This is a genomic window from Streptomyces sp. NPDC042100, from assembly GCF_055582325.1.
Window position 1 is genome coordinate 87,162 of the sequence record NZ_JBVJDK010000013.1, and the last position, 16,150, is coordinate 103,311.

Annotated in this window: 14 protein-coding genes; 9 read left to right on the forward strand and 5 right to left on the reverse strand. The window is 74.9% G+C overall.

The features are described from left to right. The coding region (locus ACZ6J5_RS27330) for a DEAD/DEAH box helicase (protein WP_469395855.1) at positions 1-2,690 on the reverse strand (2,690 nt) is incomplete at its 3' end. A gap of 483 nt (positions 2,691-3,173) precedes the next feature. Here ACZ6J5_RS27330 and ACZ6J5_RS27335 point away from each other — a divergent pair. Beyond that, entirely contained in the window at positions 3,174-3,905 is a 732-nt protein-coding gene (locus ACZ6J5_RS27335; RefSeq protein ID WP_469395857.1) for a ferritin-like fold-containing protein, read from the forward strand. Positions 3,906-3,995: 90 nt separating this feature from the next. Here the strand turns inward: ACZ6J5_RS27335 and ACZ6J5_RS27340 are convergent, their stop codons facing one another. The 4 genes from ACZ6J5_RS27340 to ACZ6J5_RS27355 all read right to left on the reverse strand — a co-directional run bounded on the left by ACZ6J5_RS27340 (position 3,996) and on the right by ACZ6J5_RS27355 (position 5,902). After that, positions 3,996-4,268 (reverse strand): hypothetical protein, encoded by a 273-nt coding sequence (locus tag ACZ6J5_RS27340; protein WP_469395859.1) that lies wholly within the window; start codon positions 4,266-4,268, stop codon positions 3,996-3,998. Positions 4,269-4,448: 180 nt separating this feature from the next. Continuing rightward, a complete protein-coding gene (locus ACZ6J5_RS27345) occupies positions 4,449-4,676 on the reverse strand; it encodes a DUF3107 domain-containing protein (protein ID WP_362474393.1) in 228 nt (75 codons plus the stop codon). A 133-nt stretch (positions 4,677-4,809) separates the two neighbouring features. After that, positions 4,810-5,469 (reverse strand): TetR/AcrR family transcriptional regulator, encoded by a 660-nt coding sequence (locus ACZ6J5_RS27350; RefSeq protein WP_469395860.1) that lies wholly within the window; start codon positions 5,467-5,469, stop codon positions 4,810-4,812. 199 nt (positions 5,470-5,668) lie between these two features. Beyond that, positions 5,669-5,902, reverse strand: a complete 234-nt coding sequence (locus tag ACZ6J5_RS27355; RefSeq protein ID WP_469395862.1) for a hypothetical protein — start codon at positions 5,900-5,902, stop codon at positions 5,669-5,671. Between the two features lie 213 nt (positions 5,903-6,115). Between ACZ6J5_RS27355 and ACZ6J5_RS27360 the strand changes: the two genes are divergently transcribed. The 8 genes from ACZ6J5_RS27360 (at position 6,116) to ACZ6J5_RS27395 (ending at position 16,148) form a co-directional block, all read left to right on the forward strand. Continuing rightward, positions 6,116-7,099 (forward strand): alpha/beta fold hydrolase, encoded by a 984-nt coding sequence (locus ACZ6J5_RS27360; protein WP_469395864.1) that lies wholly within the window; start codon positions 6,116-6,118, stop codon positions 7,097-7,099. 8 nt (positions 7,100-7,107) lie between these two features. Beyond that, entirely contained in the window at positions 7,108-8,334 is a 1,227-nt protein-coding gene (locus ACZ6J5_RS27365) for a DUF3152 domain-containing protein (RefSeq protein ID WP_469395865.1), read from the forward strand. A 110-nt stretch (positions 8,335-8,444) separates the two neighbouring features. Then, positions 8,445-8,540, forward strand: coding sequence for an Ms4533A family Cys-rich leader peptide (locus ACZ6J5_RS27370; RefSeq protein WP_338058652.1), 96 nt, complete (start codon positions 8,445-8,447; stop codon positions 8,538-8,540). A 197-nt stretch (positions 8,541-8,737) separates the two neighbouring features. Continuing rightward, entirely contained in the window at positions 8,738-10,477 is a 1,740-nt protein-coding gene (locus ACZ6J5_RS27375) for an ABC transporter substrate-binding protein (RefSeq protein WP_469395866.1), read from the forward strand. After that, on the forward strand, positions 10,474-11,481 hold the full coding sequence (locus ACZ6J5_RS27380) for an ABC transporter permease (RefSeq protein WP_469395868.1): 1,008 nt from the start codon (positions 10,474-10,476) through the stop codon (positions 11,479-11,481). Before ACZ6J5_RS27375 ends, ACZ6J5_RS27380 begins: the two co-directional genes overlap by 4 nt. Next, positions 11,478-12,467 carry an ABC transporter permease gene (locus ACZ6J5_RS27385; protein WP_469395869.1) on the forward strand — a complete coding sequence of 330 codons (990 nt, stop codon included), beginning with the start codon at positions 11,478-11,480 and terminating at the stop codon, positions 12,465-12,467. Before ACZ6J5_RS27380 ends, ACZ6J5_RS27385 begins: the two co-directional genes overlap by 4 nt. Further along, a complete protein-coding gene (locus ACZ6J5_RS27390; RefSeq protein ID WP_469395871.1) occupies positions 12,464-14,137 on the forward strand; it encodes a dipeptide ABC transporter ATP-binding protein in 1,674 nt (557 codons plus the stop codon). The genes ACZ6J5_RS27385 and ACZ6J5_RS27390 overlap by 4 nt, the downstream gene beginning before the upstream one ends. 190 nt (positions 14,138-14,327) lie before the next feature. Beyond that, positions 14,328-16,148, forward strand: a complete 1,821-nt coding sequence (locus ACZ6J5_RS27395) for a DUF3492 domain-containing protein (protein ID WP_469395872.1) — start codon at positions 14,328-14,330, stop codon at positions 16,146-16,148. Positions 16,149-16,150: the final 2 nt, after the last annotated feature.

Consider the following 16,150-nt stretch of genomic DNA (forward strand, 5'->3'; position numbering starts at 1 on the left):
CGCTTGCGGGGCGCCTTGGGGGCCTCGGCGGGCGCTTCGGCCGGGGCCTCGGCGGGCGTCTCGGTGGCCGCGACGGCCTTCTTGACGGTCCGCTTGCGGGGCGCCTTGGGGGCCTCGGCGGGCGCTTCGGCCGGGGCCTCGGCGGGCGTCTCGGTGGCCGCGACGGCCTTCTTGACGGTCCGCTTGCGCGGCGTCTTCGGGGCCTCGGCGGGCGCCTCGGCCGGAGCCTCGGCGGCCACGGCGGCCTTCTTGACGGTTCGCTTGCGCGGGGCCTTGACCTTCGGCGCCTCGGCGGCCGGGGCCTCGACGACGGCCGGGGCCTCGACGACGGCGGCCTCGGCGGCCGGAGCCTCGGTGGCCTTCGGCTTCTCGATGACCAGGACGGCCTCGACCGCCGGGGTCGCGGTGACCGGGCTGGACGCCTTGCGGGTCGCCCGGCGGCGCGGGCGGCCGGCCGGGGCCTCCTCGACGGGGGCGGCCGGGGCCTCCTCGACGGGAGCCGCGGGGGCCTCGACGGGCAGCGCGCCCGGGCTGCTGGCCGGCCGGGTGGCGCGACGGCGGGCCCGAGGGGCGGGCGAAGCCTGCGCCGGGACGGCCGGGGCCTGGGCCACCGGGGCGGCGGCGACGGGCTCGGCGACGACCGGCTCGGCGGCCTGGGCCGGGACCGGGGTCTCCACCGAGGCGGTGGCCTTGCGGGTCACGCGGCGGCGGGTCCCCTTCGGCTCCTCGGCGGCGGGCGCCACGGGCTCGGCGACGGGCTGCGCCGGCTGGGCCGGGACCGAGGTGGTGCGGCGGTCGGCGGCGAGCGCGGCGGCGGCCGTCTCGACCGTCTGGAAGGTCACCGTGTCCTCGGCCGGACGCCGGACCCGGCGCCGGCGCGGGGCGACGGCCGGAGCCTCGACCGGGGCGGCGGCGGGGGCCGGAGCGGCACCCTCGGCACGCCCGCCACGGGCCCGGCGGCGACGCGGCCGGGTCTCGGCGGGCGCCTCGGCGGCCTCGGCGGCCGGGACGGCGGCCTTACGGGGCTCGGCGGTACGCGGCTCGGCGGCGCGGAACTCCGCCGCCGGGACCGACCGGGTGCGGGCGGCCCGCACCGGGGCCTCGGCCTTCGGCTGCGCGGCGACCTCGACGGCCTTCGGCTGCGCGGCGACCTCGACGGCCTGGGGCTGCGTGGCGGCCTCGGCGGCCTGGGGCTCCTCGGCGGCCGGGGTCTCCGTCACCGGGGCGGCGGCACCGGCGACCGGCACGCCGGCCTGGCCGGGCGCACGGGTGCGACGGCGGCGGCGCGGGGTGCGCGGCGTGGTGGCCTCGGCGGGCGCCTCGCCCTCGGCGGCCTCGACGGCCGGCGCGGCGGGTGCGGCGGCCGTCGTCTCGACGGGGGTGGCGGTGGCCTCCCCGGCGCGGGTGCGGCGGCGCTGGCGCGGGGTGCGGGTGCGCGCGGGGCGCTCCTCGGCCTTCTCCTGCTTGTCCTGGCGCGGACCGCGGGCCCGGCGGCCGCCCGGCTCGCCCAGGTCCTCCAGGACCTCGGCGTCGAGGCCCGCGCGGGTGCGCTCGGCGCGCGGCAGGATGCCCTTGGTGCCCTCGGGGATGTCCAGCTCGGTGTAGAGGTGCGGGGAGCTGGAGTAGGTCTCGACCGGGTCGTTGAAGTCCAGTTCGAGCGCCTTGTTGATCAGCTGCCAGCGCGGGATGTCGTCCCAGTCGACCAGCGTGATCGCCGTACCGCTCGCGCCCGCGCGGCCGGTGCGGCCGATGCGGTGCAGGTAGGTCTTCTCGTCCTCGGGGGACTGGTAGTTGATGACGTGCGTGACGCCCTCGACGTCGATGCCGCGGGCGGCCACGTCGGTGGCGACGAGGACGTCGACCTTGCCGTTGCGGAAGGCGCGCAGCGCCTGCTCGCGGGCGCCCTGGCCGAGGTCGCCGTGGACGGCGCCGGAGGCGAAGCCGCGGCGCTCCAGCTGCTCGGCGATGTCGGCCGCCGTGCGCTTCGTACGGCAGAAGATCATCGCGAGTCCGCGGCCCCGGGCCTGCAGGATGCGCGAGACCATCTCCGGCTTGTCCATGGAGTGGGCGCGGTAGACGCGCTGCGTGATGTTCTTGTGGGTCGCGCCCTGGTCGTCCGGCTCGGTGGCGCGGATGTGCGTGGGCTTCGACATGTAGCGGCGGGCGAGGCCGATGACGGCGCCCGGCATGGTGGCCGAGAACAGCATCGTCTGGCGGCCGCTCGGCAGCATGTTGATGATCTTCTCGACGTCGGGCAGGAAGCCCAGGTCGAGCATCTCGTCGGCCTCGTCGAGGACGAGGGCCTTGATGTGGGAGAGGTCCAGCTTGCGCTGGCCCGCCAGGTCGAGCAGGCGGCCGGGGGTGCCGACGATGACGTCGACGCCCTTCTGCAGCGCCTCGACCTGGGGCTCGTAGGCCCGGCCGCCGTAGATGGCGAGGACGCGCACGTTGCGCACCTTGCCGGCGGTGAGCAGGTCGTTGGTGACCTGCTGGCAGAGCTCGCGGGTGGGGACGACGACGAGCGCCTGCGGGGCGTCGGTGAGCTGCTCGGGCTTGGCCCGGCCGGCCTCGACGTCCGCGGGGACCGTCACGCGCTCCAGGATGGGGAGGCCGAAACCGAGGGTCTTGCCCGTGCCGGTCTTCGCCTGGCCGATGACGTCGGTGCCCGAGAGGGCGACCGGCAGGGTCATCTCCTGGATCGGAAAGGGGGAAACGATGCCGACGGCTTCCAGGGCCTCGGCGGTCTCGGGAAGAATCCCGAGTTCTCGGAACGTAGTCAGGGAACTGCCTCTTCTGTGAGACGCGGCGCGAGGCGAACGCTGGGGGTCGTACCGTGCCGGATCACTTCCGGACCGGCCTGTCGGGCCGTGACCGGGTGGCGCGGGACCACTGCCGTCGCTCGAGCGTCGTGCCGCTGAGGGAACCCCTCGGGCGGGTGCGCCGGAAGGGCTGTCGGGCCGGAGCCGATCGGGCCACCGACCGGGCATCCTCATTCATGCGTCGGCCCACCGGGTACGTCCGAACGTGCGAAAGCATGTCCGCATACTCAGCAGGCGCATTACCACTGTACCCCGGAATCGCGCATGTGTGTCGGGAGAATTCCCGACGAGGCCACGGTCACAGTCGGTGGCCGGGGCCCGGGAGGCGGGCGGAGGCGGGCTATTGTGCGCTTCATGGAGACGCCCGACAACGCCACCCCCACCGGTATCGCCGCCCAGGACTGGGCCACGGCCTCCGCCGTGCCGCAGTACCGGGCCGCCGTGATCGACCTGCTCGGCGCCCTCGCCTACGGCGAACTGGCCGCCTTCGAGCGGCTGGCCGAGGACGCCAAGCTGGCGCCCGGTCTCGCGGACAAGGCGGAGCTGGCGAAGATGGCCTCCGCCGAGTTCCACCACTTCGAGCGGCTGCGCGACCGGCTGGCCGCCGTGGACGCCGAGCCGACCAGCGCGATGGAGCCCTTCGCCAAGCCGCTGGACGAGTTCCACCGCCTCACCGCGCCCTCGGACTGGCTGGAGGGCCTGGTCAAGGCGTACGTGGGCGACTCCATCGCGAGCGACTTCTACCGCGAGGTGGCCGTCCGGCTGGACTCCGACACCCGTGGTCTGGTGCTCTCCGTGCTCGACGACACGGGCCACGGCAACTTCGCCGTCGAGAAGGTCCGCGCCGCGATCGACGCCGACCCCCGCGTCGGCGGCCGGCTCGCGCTGTGGGCCCGCCGGCTGATGGGTGAGGCGCTCTCGCAGGCCCAGCGGGTGGTGGCCGAGCGCGACGCGCTGTCGACGATGCTGGTCGGCGGCGTGGACGGGATGGCCGCGGGCTTCGACCTCGCCGAGGTCGGCCGGATGTTCTCCCGGATCACCGAGGCGCACACCAAGCGGATGGCCGCGCTGGGCCTGGCGGCCTGACCGAGGGCCCGTACGCGGGCCCGGCGGAGACGTAGACGTATGCGCAGACGTATGCGCGGACGCGGACCCGGGCCGGGGCTCCGGCCCCGGTCAGCCCGCCGCGGCTGATCGGCGCAGCCGCCGTGAGGCCGGGCGCACCAGCAGCGACAGCAGCACCGCCGCCACCGCGACCGCGCCGGTCAGGGTGGCGAGGGAGTGGCCGGGGCCCAGTGCCCCGTGGGTCACCAGGGCGCCGAACACGGCGCCGAGCGCGCCCGTGCCGAGGACGGCGCCCCGGGAGGGGAGGCGGTCGGGCAGCCGGCGCGCGGCGGCCCAGGCCAGGGCGAAGCCGAGCAGGGCGGAACCGAGAGCTTCCAGGAACACGGCGGATCACCTCGCGTGCGGTGCGGGGCGGGCAGTTCGGTCACAGCCGTCCTACCCGGCCGACCCGGAAGACAATCCTCCTTACACCCCCTGACGTGGGCATACGGGGGAACGCGAAAGGCCCGGCGGACCGAGGTCCACCGGGCCTTCCCTCGTACTCGGGTGTCGCTCAGCCGCCGCTCAGAGCGCGCCGAAGCCCACCTTGCGCACCTCGGGCTCGCCGATCTCGACGTACGCGATCTTGTCGGCCGGCACCAGGACCTTGCGGCCCTTCTCGTCCGTCAGGCTGAGCAGCTTCGACTCGCCGCCGAGCGCGTCGGCCACCGCGCTCTGGACCTCGTCGGCGGACTGCCCGCTCTCCAGAACGATCTCCCGCGGCGTGTTCTGCACGCCGATCTTGACCTCCACGGCTATGTCCCTCCGAACGCTCAGCTGTGCGCGTCGTCGCGCGCCGTACGCTGCACACATTAGCCCGGTGAGGGGACGCGGACGGTCCGCCGCCGCACGCCAGGAGCGAACAGCGCGGGGGTCCGGTCCCGCGTCAGTGGCCCTCGGCGGTGAACTGTCCGTCCACCGCGTGCAGCGGGAAGCCCGCGATGCCGCGCCAGGCGAGCGAGGTCAGCAGCGCCACCGCCTTGTCGCGGGGGACCGGGGACTCGCTGGAGAGCCAGTAGCGGGCGACGACCTGGGAGACGCCCCCGAGCCCGACGGCCAGCAGCATCGACTCGTCCTTCGCCAGACCGGTGTCCTCGGCGATGACGTCCGAGATCGCCTCGGCGCACTGCAGGCTCACCCGGTCGACGCGCTCGCGCACGGCCGGCTCGTTGGTGAGGTCCGACTCGAAGACGAGCCGGAAGGCGCCGCCCTCGTCCTCCACGTACGCGAAGTAGGCGTCCATGGTGGCGGCCACCCGGAGCTTGTTGTCCGAGGTGGAGGCCAGGGCCGTGCGGACCGACTGGAGCAGGGACTCGCAGTGCTGGTCGAGCAGGGCCAGGTAGAGCTCCAGCTTGCCCGGGAAGTGCTGGTACAGCACCGGCTTGCTGACTCCGGCCCGCTCGGCGATGTCGTCCATGGCGGCCGAGTGGTAGCCCTGGGCGACGAACACCTCCTGGGCCGCGCCGAGAAGCTGGTTGCGTCGGGCACGGCGCGGCAGGCGCGTGCCCCGGGGGCGTGCTGCCTCTGTCTGCTCGATGGCGCTCACGCCGCCTCCAAAGATCGATCCATGCCACGCAGTGACGTCGCGCCGCCATCGTACTTTTGGGTAACCCGGCTGTGCGCGCCGCGCACGCAGAATTTCACGGACCGGACGCCCAGGGCGAGGGCGAATACGCGGGGAAAGTGGACACGGCGGCGGCGGGCCGCCCGTCGCCACGCCGTTCCGGGCGGCTTTCCGGCGCGGGTCAGCGGTAGTCGTCCTCGTCCAGGGCGACCACCCGGGCCTGTTCGACGGCGTCGGCGTCGTTCGCCGAATCGGGGGCCAGACGCGGCAGCGGCTCGTCCTCGCGCTGCTGCAGGTCGGTGTGCTGCTCGGCGGCGTCGGCCTCCGGGATCTCCTCGTCGAGCACGACGTCCTCTTTCTCGGTTTTCTCGGTGTTCCCGGCGAATGTGTCCGGCTCGGTCGGGTCGGCAGTCATGCTGTTCCTTCCGGTCCTTCCGGTCCTTCCGGCACCAGCGGGGTCCGCGGGGCCCCGGCCCTCCGGAAAGAGGTCCGAAGGCGTCCCCGGCCCTCTTTCCAGGGGGCCGAAAGCCCTCTTCTTCGAGCGTAGGAGCTCCTTCGGCGCCCCGCACCCGATCCTGTGACGCCCCGCACACGCGCCCGGGCGTGATCGTCTCGTAATATCACTGCCATGTCCTCGACCGAGCTGCCGGAAACCCGGACCGCCGCATCGCCCGCGACCCGGTCGCGGGCCGTGCGGGTCGCCGACGGCGAGGAGTTGCGCTCCGTCGCGCTGCCCGGGCTCACCCTGACCGTGCGCGCCCGGCCCGGCACGGCGCCGGACCTGCCGCCCGCGCTGTACGTGCACGGGCTCGGCGGCTCCTCGCAGAACTGGTCGGCCATGATGCCGCTGCTCGCCGACCTCGTGGACGGTGAGGCGCTCGACCTGCCCGGTTTCGGCGACTCGCCGCCGCCGGACGACGGCGACTACTCCGTGACCGGCCACGCCCGCGCCGTCATCCGGCACCTGGACGCCGCCGGCCGGGGCCCGGTCCACCTCATCGGCAACTCGCTGGGCGGCGCGGTCTCCACCCGGGTCGCCGCGGTCCGGCCCGACCTGGTGCGCACCCTGACGCTGGTCTCCCCGGCGCTGCCGGAGCTGCGCGCGCAGAAGACCGCCTGGCCGACCGCGCTGATCGCGCTGCCGGGCGTCGCCGCGCTGTTCGCCCGCCTCTCCCGCGACTGGACCGCCGAGCAGCGGGTCCGAGGGGTGCTGTCGCTCTGTTACGGGGACCCCGGCCGGGTCAGCGACGAGGGCTTCCGGCACGCGGTCGAGGAGATGGAGCGGCGCCTGGAGCTGCCGTACTTCTGGGACGCGATGGCCCGCTCCTCGCGCGGCATCGTCGACGCCTACACGCTCGGCGGCCAGCACGGGCTGTGGCGGCAGGCGGAGCGGGTGCTCGCCCCGACGCTGCTCGTCTACGGCGGGCGCGACCGGCTCGTCTCGTACCGGATGGCGCGCCGGGCCGCCGCCGCCTTCCGGGGCTCGCGGCTGCTCACGCTCCCGGACGCCGGGCACGTGGCGATGATGGAGTATCCGGAGACGGTGGCCACCGCGGTGCGGGAGCTGATCGCCGACGACGTCGAAGCGGCTCCGGCCGAGGGCGGGAGCTGAACCGGACCGTGGGACGACACAGCCGCAAGGGGCCCGCCGCGCCGGTGACCGACACCGGCCGGGGCGAGGCCGTGGGGCCGGGCCCGGGGACGGGGCGGCGCAGACGGGCCGAGGGGCCGGGGCCCGCGCGGGGCGCGGACGGGCACGCGGGGTTCGACACGCCGGTGCACGGCACCCCGCTCCACCGGGACCCGTACGGCCCGGCCGCCGGGACCGGGGTCCGCGGCGGGCACCCGGACCACGCGGAGCGCTCCGCTCCGGCCGCGCGCTATCCGTACCACCAGGCCGCGCCCGCGGCCCCGTACATCCCCGCCCCGCGCCGCGAGGCGCCGGGCGCGCCCGAGCCGGACGGGCGCGCCGACGCCCAGGCCGCGCCGGGCGGGCGGGCGCGCGGGCGGCAGGCGGTCCGGGCCGGCGGGCTCGGCCGCACCCTCACCGGCATCGCCGCCGCCGCGATCACGACCGTCCTCGCGATCGTGGTGGCCGGGCAGGTCGCCGAGCGCGAGAAGAGCGGGGCGCCGCAGTCCCGTTCGGCCGAGGACGCCACGGACCGCGCCGACGCGGCGCACCAGGCGTCCCGCTCGGACGCGAGGGACACCCCGGCGGAGCCGGCCGCTCCGCCGTCGGCGGCGCCCACGTACGAGCAGCTGATGGCGGAGCAGTTCCCCATCGACCCGAAGCTCAAGGGGTCGGCGGTGTTCCAGGCGGTGCCCGGCTTCGACCGGGCGCCCGGCAAGGGGCGCACGATCCGCTACCGGGTGGACGTGGAGAAGGACCTCGGCCTCGACGGGGCGCTGTTCGCGCAGGCGGTGCAGCGGACCCTCAACGACCGGCGCAGCTGGGCGGGGGACGGGGAGATGACCTTCGAGCGGATCTCCAGCGGGGAGCCGGAGTTCGTCATCACCCTGGCCAGTCCGGGGACCACCGGCGAGTGGTGCCGCAAGTCCGGTCTGGACACCACCATCGACAACGTGTCCTGCGACTCCGCCTCCACCCAGCGGGTGATGATCAACGCCTTCCGGTGGGCGCGGGGCTCGGCGACCTTCGGGCCGAAGGCGATGCACGCGTACCGCCAGATGCTCATCAACCACGAGGTCGGGCACCGGCTCGGGCACAGCCATGTGAGCTGCCGCACGCCGGGCGCGCTGGCGCCCGTGATGCAGCAGCAGACGAAGTCCCTGGACATCGACGGCATCAAGTGCCGTCCCAACCCGTGGGTCCACCCGGGGAGTTGACGGAGCATCGGGACGGGCACCGCGAGGGGTGTCCGGAATGTGGGACGGGTGTCTCATAAATACCCGGATGCGCGTTGACATCGATCAGGCGTTCGTCCATATTTCTCGGCATGTCGCCCCGCCACGCCGTCTCCGATCGCGCCGCCCTTGAGCTGGCGCTCTTCGGCGTGACCGGACACGCGGTCGCCGACATCCTCTGTAGCTGACGCAGCCCGCGCGCTCGTCGGCCTTCCTCGCTCTCCCGCGAAGCCGTCCCCTTCTCCCGCGCCCGGGCCGTCCACGTCCCGCAGGCGCGCGTTCCCCTTCCCCGAGACCTCTCTCGGCGACGGCTGTGCCGTGCCCGCGGACATCCCTTGCCCTCCGCGGCAGTTCACCGCAGCACCCTTCGAGAGGTCTCCTTCCCATGCGTCAACCGTCCGTCATCTCGCGCCGCTCGGCAGCGGTCGCCGTCAGTCTCGTCCTGGCCACGGGCGCCGCCGCCTGCGCCGGACCGCAGGACGCCGGCGGCCCTCGGACGGGCAACGGCGCCTCCGGCTCGACCGCGGGCGGCCCCCAGAAGGGCGGCACCCTCACCGTCCTGAACGCCGAGGCGCAGGAGGACTTCGACCCCGCCCGCCTCTACACCAGCGGCGGCGGCAACATCCCCTCCCTCGTCTTCCGCACCCTCACCACCCGCAACCGCGAGGCGGGCGCCGCCGGCGCCCAGGTCGTCCCCGACCTCGCCACCGACACCGGGCGCCCCAACAAGGACGCCACCGAGTGGACGTACACCCTCAAGGACGGGCTGAAGTTCGAGGACGGCACGCCCATCACCACCGCCGACATCAAGTACGGCATCGAGCGCTCCTTCGCCGCCGAACTCTCCGGCGGGGCCCCCTACCTGCGCGACTGGCTCGTCGGCGGCGACGCCTACCAGGGCCCCTACAAGGACGAGAAGGGCCTCGCGTCGATCGTCACCCCCGACGCGAAGACCATCGTCTTCAAGCTGAGGAAGCCCGAGGGCGAGTTCCCCTTCGTCGCCACCCAGACCCAGTTCGCCCCCGTCCCCAAGGCCAAGGACACCGGCGCGAAGTACGAGGAGCACCCGGTCTCCTCCGGCCCGTACAAGGTCGTCAGGAACGAGAACGACGGCCAGCGGCTCGTCCTGGAGCGCAACCCGCACTGGGACCCCAAGACCGACGAGGAGCGCAAGGCCTACCCCGACACCATCGACGTCAAGTCGGGCCTGGACGAGGCCGTCATCAACCAGCGGCTCTCCACCTCCGCGGGCCCCGACGCCGCCGCCGTCACCACCGACACCAACCTGGGACCGGCCGAGCTCGCCCAGGTCGGCTCCGACAAGGAGCTCGCCGCCCGCGTCGGCACCGGCCACTTCGGCTACACCAACTACCTCGCCTTCAACCCGAAGGTGAAGCCCTTCGACAACCCGAAGGTGCGCCAGGCGATCTCCTACGCCGTCAACCGCACCAGCGTCGTCAACGCCGCCGGCGGCTCCGCCCTCGCCGAGGCCGCCACCACCTTCCTGCCCGAGCAGAAGTCCTTCGGCTTCACCCCCTACGACCACTTCCCGGCCGGCAAGACCGGCGACCCGGAGAAGGCGAAGCAGGTCCTCAAGGAGGCCGGCTACCCGAACGGCCTGACCGTCACCCTGCTGCACTCCACCGCCCAGAACCGCGCCACCAGCCCCGAGGTCGCCACCGCCGTCCAGGAGGCCCTCGCCAAGGCCGGCATCACGGTCAAGCTCGACGGCCAGGAGCCCAACTCCTTCAACGAGAAGCGCTGGAGCGTCAAGGACGCCCCCGGCTTCTTCCTCTCCCGCTGGGGCGCCGACTGGCCCGCCGGCGGCCCGTTCCTCGCGCCCATCTTCGACGGCCGCCAGATCGTCGCCAACGGCTCCAACTACAACCACGCGCAGCTGAACGACCCCGCCGTCAACGCCGAGATCGACGAGATCAACAAGCTCACCGACCTCAAGGCCGCCGCCGTCCGCTGGGGCGCCCTGGACAAGAAGATCGGTGAGCAGGCGCTCGACGTGCCGCTCTTCCACCCGGTCTACAAGCGCCTGGTCGGCAAGGACGTCAAGAACGTCGTCATCAGCGACTGGACCGGCGTCCTCGACGTCTCGCAGGTCGCGGTCAAGTGACCTCGCTCAGCTCCCCGTCCGACGTGTCGGCGCCCGTGGCGGTCACCCCCGCCACGGGCGCCGCCCGGCAGGTGTGGCGCAGGCTGCGGACCCGGCCCTCCGCCGTCGCCGCCGCCGCCGTGCTCGCCCTGCTCGTCCTCCTCGCCCTCGCCGCCCCGCTGCTCGCCGCCCTCGCCGGCCAGGACCCGCACACCTACCACGACGACCTCGTCGACTCCGCCCGAGGCGGCGTCCCGTACGGCTCCTTCGGCGGGATCAGCGCCGACCACTGGCTCGGCGTCGAACCCGGCACCGGCCGCGACCTGTTCGTCCGGCTCCTCTACGGCGCCCGGATCTCGCTGCTCGTCGCCGTCGGCGCCACCGCCGTGCAGATCCTCATCGGCGTCCTCGTCGGCCTCGCCGCCGGACTCGGCAGCCGCTGGGTCGACGGCCTGCTCAGCCGGGTCACCGACGTGTTCGTGGCCCTGCCCTTCCTGGTCCTGGCCATCGCGCTCACCGCCGTGGTGCCCCGCGACTTCCCCCGCCCGCTGCTGCTCATCCTCGTCATCGGCCTGCTCGGCTGGGCCGGCACCTCCCGGATCGTGCGCGCCCAGACCCTCACCCTCAAGAGCCTCGACTTCGTCGCCGCCTCGCGCCTGGCCGGTTCCGGACGCGCCCGCACCGCGCGGCGCGAGCTCGTCCCCTCGCTCGCCGCGCCCGTCATCACCTACGCGGCGATCCTCGTCCCCACCAACATCGTCGTCGAGGCCTCGCTCTCCTTCCTCGGCGTGGGCGTCACCCCGCCCACCCCGTCCTGGGGGCAGATGCTGTCCACCGCGCAGACCTGGTTCCGCGCCGACCCGGCGTACGTGCTGCTGCCCGCCGGACTGCTCTTCACGACCGTGCTCGCCTTCACCGTGCTCGGCGACGCCGTCCGGACGGCCCTCGACCCGCGCGAGGCCGGCCGCCTGGCCGTGGGCACCGCCCGCGCCCAGCGGGCCCGCAAGGAGAAGAAGACCTCATGACCCGCTACCTCCTGAAGCGGCTCGCGGGCGCCGCGCTCGTCCTGCTCGTCCTCTCGGCCCTCGTCTACGGCCTCTTCTACCTGCTCCCCGGCGACCCCGCCCGGCTCGCCTGCGGCGAACGCTGCAACCCTCAGCAGATCGCCCAGGTCCGCGAGCAACTCGGCCTGAACGAAGGGGTGGTCACGCAGTACCTGCACTTCCTCCAGGGCCTCGTCACCGGCCGCGACTACTCCGCCGGCACCGGCGTCACCCACTGCGACGCGCCCTGCCTCGGCCTCTCGTACCAGAACGACCAGCAGGTCACCCGGCTCCTCCTGGAGCGGCTGCCCGCCACCGCCTCCCTCGCCCTCGGCGCCATGGTCATCTGGCTCGTCATCGGCGTCGGCACCGGACTGCTCTCCGCGCTGCGCCGCGGCGGCCTCACCGAACGCGTCCTCACCGTGCTCACCCTCGCCGGCACCGGCACCCCCGTCTTCATCCTGGGCCTGCTGATGCTCATGGTGGTCTGCGCCTACCTCCAGTGGCTGCCCTTCCCGAGCTACGTGCCCTTCGGCGAGGACCCCGAGCAGTGGGCCTGGAACATGCTGCTGCCCTGGCTCACCCTCGGCTTCTTCGAATCCGCCAAATACGCCCGGATGACCCGCAGCGCGACCCTGGAGACGCTCGCCGAGGACCACATCCGCACCTTCCGCGCCTACGGCGTGGGGGAGCGGGCCGTCGTCACCCGGCACGCCCTGCGCGGCGCCGTGCCGCCCGTGATCGCGCTCAGCGCCCTCGACCTCGGCACCATGTTCGGCGGCGCCGTCCTCACCGAGTCGCTGTTCGGCATCCCCGGCCTCGGCAAGACCCTGATCGACTCCGTCCGGCACATCGACCTGCCCGTGGTCGTGGGTGTCGTGCTCCTCATGGGAGCCGCCGTGGTCGTCGCGAACGTCGTCGCCGACCTCCTCTACGCCCTCGCCGACCGAAGGGTGGCCCTCACATGAGCCCCACCGAAGCCCCCGCCCCCGCGCCCGGCGCCCCGCTCGTCACCGTCGAGGGCCTCAGCGTCGCGTTCGACGGCGGCGTCCGGGCCGTGGACGAGCTGTCCTTCACCCTGGAGCCCGGCCGGGCCCTCGCCCTCGTCGGCGAGTCCGGCAGCGGCAAGTCCACCGTCGCCGGAGCCCTCCTCGGGCTCCACCACGGCACCGGCGCCACCGTCGGCGGCCGCGTCACCGTCGGCGGCATCGACGTCGGCACCGCCGGACCGGCCGAACTGCGCAGGCTGCGCGGCGGAGTGGCCGCCATGATCTTCCAGGACCCGCTCTCCGCCCTCGACCCGTACCACGCCGTCGGCGACCAGATCGCCGAGGTGTACCGGATCCACCACCCCGCCACCCGCAAGGCCGCCCGCGCCCGCGCCGTGGAGGTGCTCGACCGGGTCGGCATCCCCGACGCGGCCCGCCGCGCCCGCTCCCGCCCGCACGAGTTCAGCGGCGGGATGCGCCAGCGCGCCCTCATCGCCATGGCCCTCGCCTGCGCGCCCCGGCTCCTCGTCGCCGACGAGCCGACCACCGCCCTCGACGTCACCGTCCAGGCCCAGATCCTCGACCTGCTCCACGAGCTGCGCCGCGAGACCGGCACCGGCCTGCTGCTCGTCACCCACGACGTCGGCGTGGCCGCCGAGAGCGTCGACGACGTGCTCGTGATGCGCGCCGGACGCGAGGTCGAACGCGGCCCGGTGGCCCGGGTGCTGGGCGCGCCCACGCGGCCGTACACCCGCGAACTCCTCGCCGCCGTGCCCCGGCTCGACGGCCCGGCACGCACCCGCCCGGCCGCCGCCCCGGGCGAGGTGCTGCTCGAAGCCGTCGGCCTGCGGCGGGAGTTCGGGCGCGGCAAGGACCGGGTCACCGCCGTCGACGGCGTCTCGCTGACCGTGTGTGCCGGGGAGACCCTCGGCGTCGTCGGCGAGTCCGGCAGCGGCAAGACCACCCTGGGCCGGATGCTGGTCCGGCTCCTCGACCCGACGTCCGGCGGACTCCGTTACGGGGGTACGGAGATCGGCGGCGCGTCCGAGAAGGAGCTGCGCCCGCTGCGGCGGGAGCTCCAGATGGTCTTCCAGGACCCCGTCTCCTCGCTCAACCCGCGCCGCTCGGTGGGCGAGTCCATCGCCGACCCGCTGCGGGTGGCGGGCGTCCTGGACGACACCCGGATCCGGGCCCGGGTCCGCGAGCTGCTCGACCGGGTGGGGCTCGACCCCGACCGGCACGACGCCTATCCGCACGAGTTCAGCGGCGGCCAGCGCCAGCGCGTCGGGATCGCCCGCGCGCTCGCCGCCGAACCGCGCCTGATTGTCTGCGACGAGCCCGTCTCGGCCCTCGACGTCACCACCCAGGCCCAGGTCACCGCGCTGCTCGCCGGCCTCCAGGCCGAACTGGGCCTGGCGCTCGTCTTCATCGCCCACGACCTGTCCGTGGTGCGCCAGGTCAGCGACCGGGTCGCCGTCATGCGCGGCGGCCGGATCGTCGAACAGGGCCCCGTCGAGGAGGTCTACGGCAGCCCCCGGGACCCGTACACCCGGCGGCTCCTGGCGGCCGTCCCCTCGCTCGATCCGGTGCTCGCCGCCGAGCGCCGCGAGCGGCGCGGGAGCGGCGTCGAGGAGCCGGCCGCGGCCTGACCCAGGGTGACCTCCCGGCCCCGTAGCGCCACGAAACGCCACCGGGGTGGGAAAGTTACGTGCATTCACCCCTTCCGGTGGCGCGATGGACAACCGTCCATCGCGCCACCGTTGTATCCGCTTACGTTTTTCCCGCTGCGGGTCACCGCGCCGAAAGGTGGCCGCGTCACGGGAGAACGGGGGTGTGCTCATGCGGATCGGACTGCTCACGGAGGGTGGCTATCCCCATGCCCTGGGTGAGTCCGGGCTCTGGTGCGAGCGCCTCGTCCGAGGCCTCGCCCCGCACGAGTTCGACGTCTACGCCCTCAGCCCCGACGCCCGCCCGGACGGCGCCGCCCGCCCGGCCCGCCCGCCCCTGCCGGCCAACGTCCGCGGCCTCCGCACCGCCTGGCTCGGCACCCCCGAGGACGACGGGCGCGCCCCCGGCCGCCGCGAGCGCCGCCGCTTCGAGGCCGCGTTCCGCGAGCTCGCGGCCGGGCTCTGCGCGGAGGGGGCGGCGGAGCGGGCGCCGGGCGGGGGCGCGCGGGCCGGACGGGCCGGGGCGGCGCCCGCCGGGGCGGGCGGGTCCGCTGGAGCGGCCGGGTCCGCCGGGGCGGCCGGGTCCGCCGGGGCGGCCGGGTCCGCCGGGGCGGCCGGGTCCGCCGGGGCGGCCGGGTCCGCCGGGGCGGGCGTCGGCCGAGGCGAGGCCGCCGAGCGGTTCGCCGACGGGCTCTACGGGCTCGCCGAACTCGCCCGCGCCCACGGCGGACTGCGCGCCGTGCTCCGCTCCGAGCCCGCCCTGCGCGCGCTGGAGGCGGCGAGCCGCGCCCCCGGCGCCCGCCGCGGCCTCGCCGCCGCCACCGTCCCCGACCAGCTCGCCTTCCTCGGCCGGCTGGAGCGCGCGCTGCGCCCGCTCTCCCTCGACTGGTACGAGGAGGAGGGCCCGGGGCTCGCCGGCGCCGACCTCTGCCACGCCGCCTCGGCGGGCGCCGCGGCCCTCCCCGGCCTGCTGGCCAAACGCTTCTTCGGCACCCCGCTGCTCGTCACCGAGTACGGCGTCCAGCTCCGCGCCCACTACCTCGCCGCCGGCGACACCGCGCTCGCCACCCCGGTCCGCGCCCTGCTCGCCGCCTTCCACGGCCGGCTCGCCGCCGAGATCTACCACCAGGCCGCCCTGCTCACCCCCGGCAACGCCCACGCCCGCCGCTGGCAGGAACGCTGCGGCGCCGACCGCGCCAAACTCCGCACCGTCCACCCCGGGATGCCCGCCGAGCGCTTCGCCGAGGCCGGCGAGGACGAGGAGAGCGGCGATCCCGCCACCCTCACCTGGATCGGCCGCGCCGAACCCGCCAAGGACCTCGTCGCCCTGCTGCACGCCTTCGCCGACGTGCGCCGCCGCCAGCCCGACGCGCGGCTGCGGATCATCGCCGCGCCGAGCCGCGAGCCCGGCTCCGCCGCGTACCTCGCGCACTGCCGCGGCCTCGCCGAACAGCTCTTCCCCGACGAGGCCGCCGGAGCCCACGCCGTCGGCGAGAACCCCGTCTCCTTCGAGGAGCTCGGCGGCCCCGAGGCCCCCACCCTGGAGGAGGCCTACGCCTCCAGCGCCGTCGTCGTCCTCTCCAGCGTCGTCGAGGGCTTCCCCGTCAGCCTCGTCGAAGCCATGTTCTGCGCCCGCGCCACCGTCTCCACCGACGTCGGCGCGGTCGTCGAGGTCATCGGCGGCACCGGGCTCGTCGTCCCCCCGCGCAACCCCAAGGCGCTCGCCGACGCCTGCCTCGCCCTGCTCCGCGACCCCGGCCGCCGCCACCGCCTCGGCGCCGCCGCCCGCGCCCGCGCCCTGGAGCTGTTCACCGTCGAACAGAACCTCACCGCGTTCCGCGGCATCTACCTCGAACTCCTCTCCCACGCGCCGGTACGCCGCTCCGCCGCCCGGGCCGTGCCCTTCGCGCACCCCGCCGAGGCGTACGTGCCGGGCAGCTGGGCGGACCAGCCGGTCACCGCCTCGGCCGGTACGGGAGAGACCGATGCCTGAAG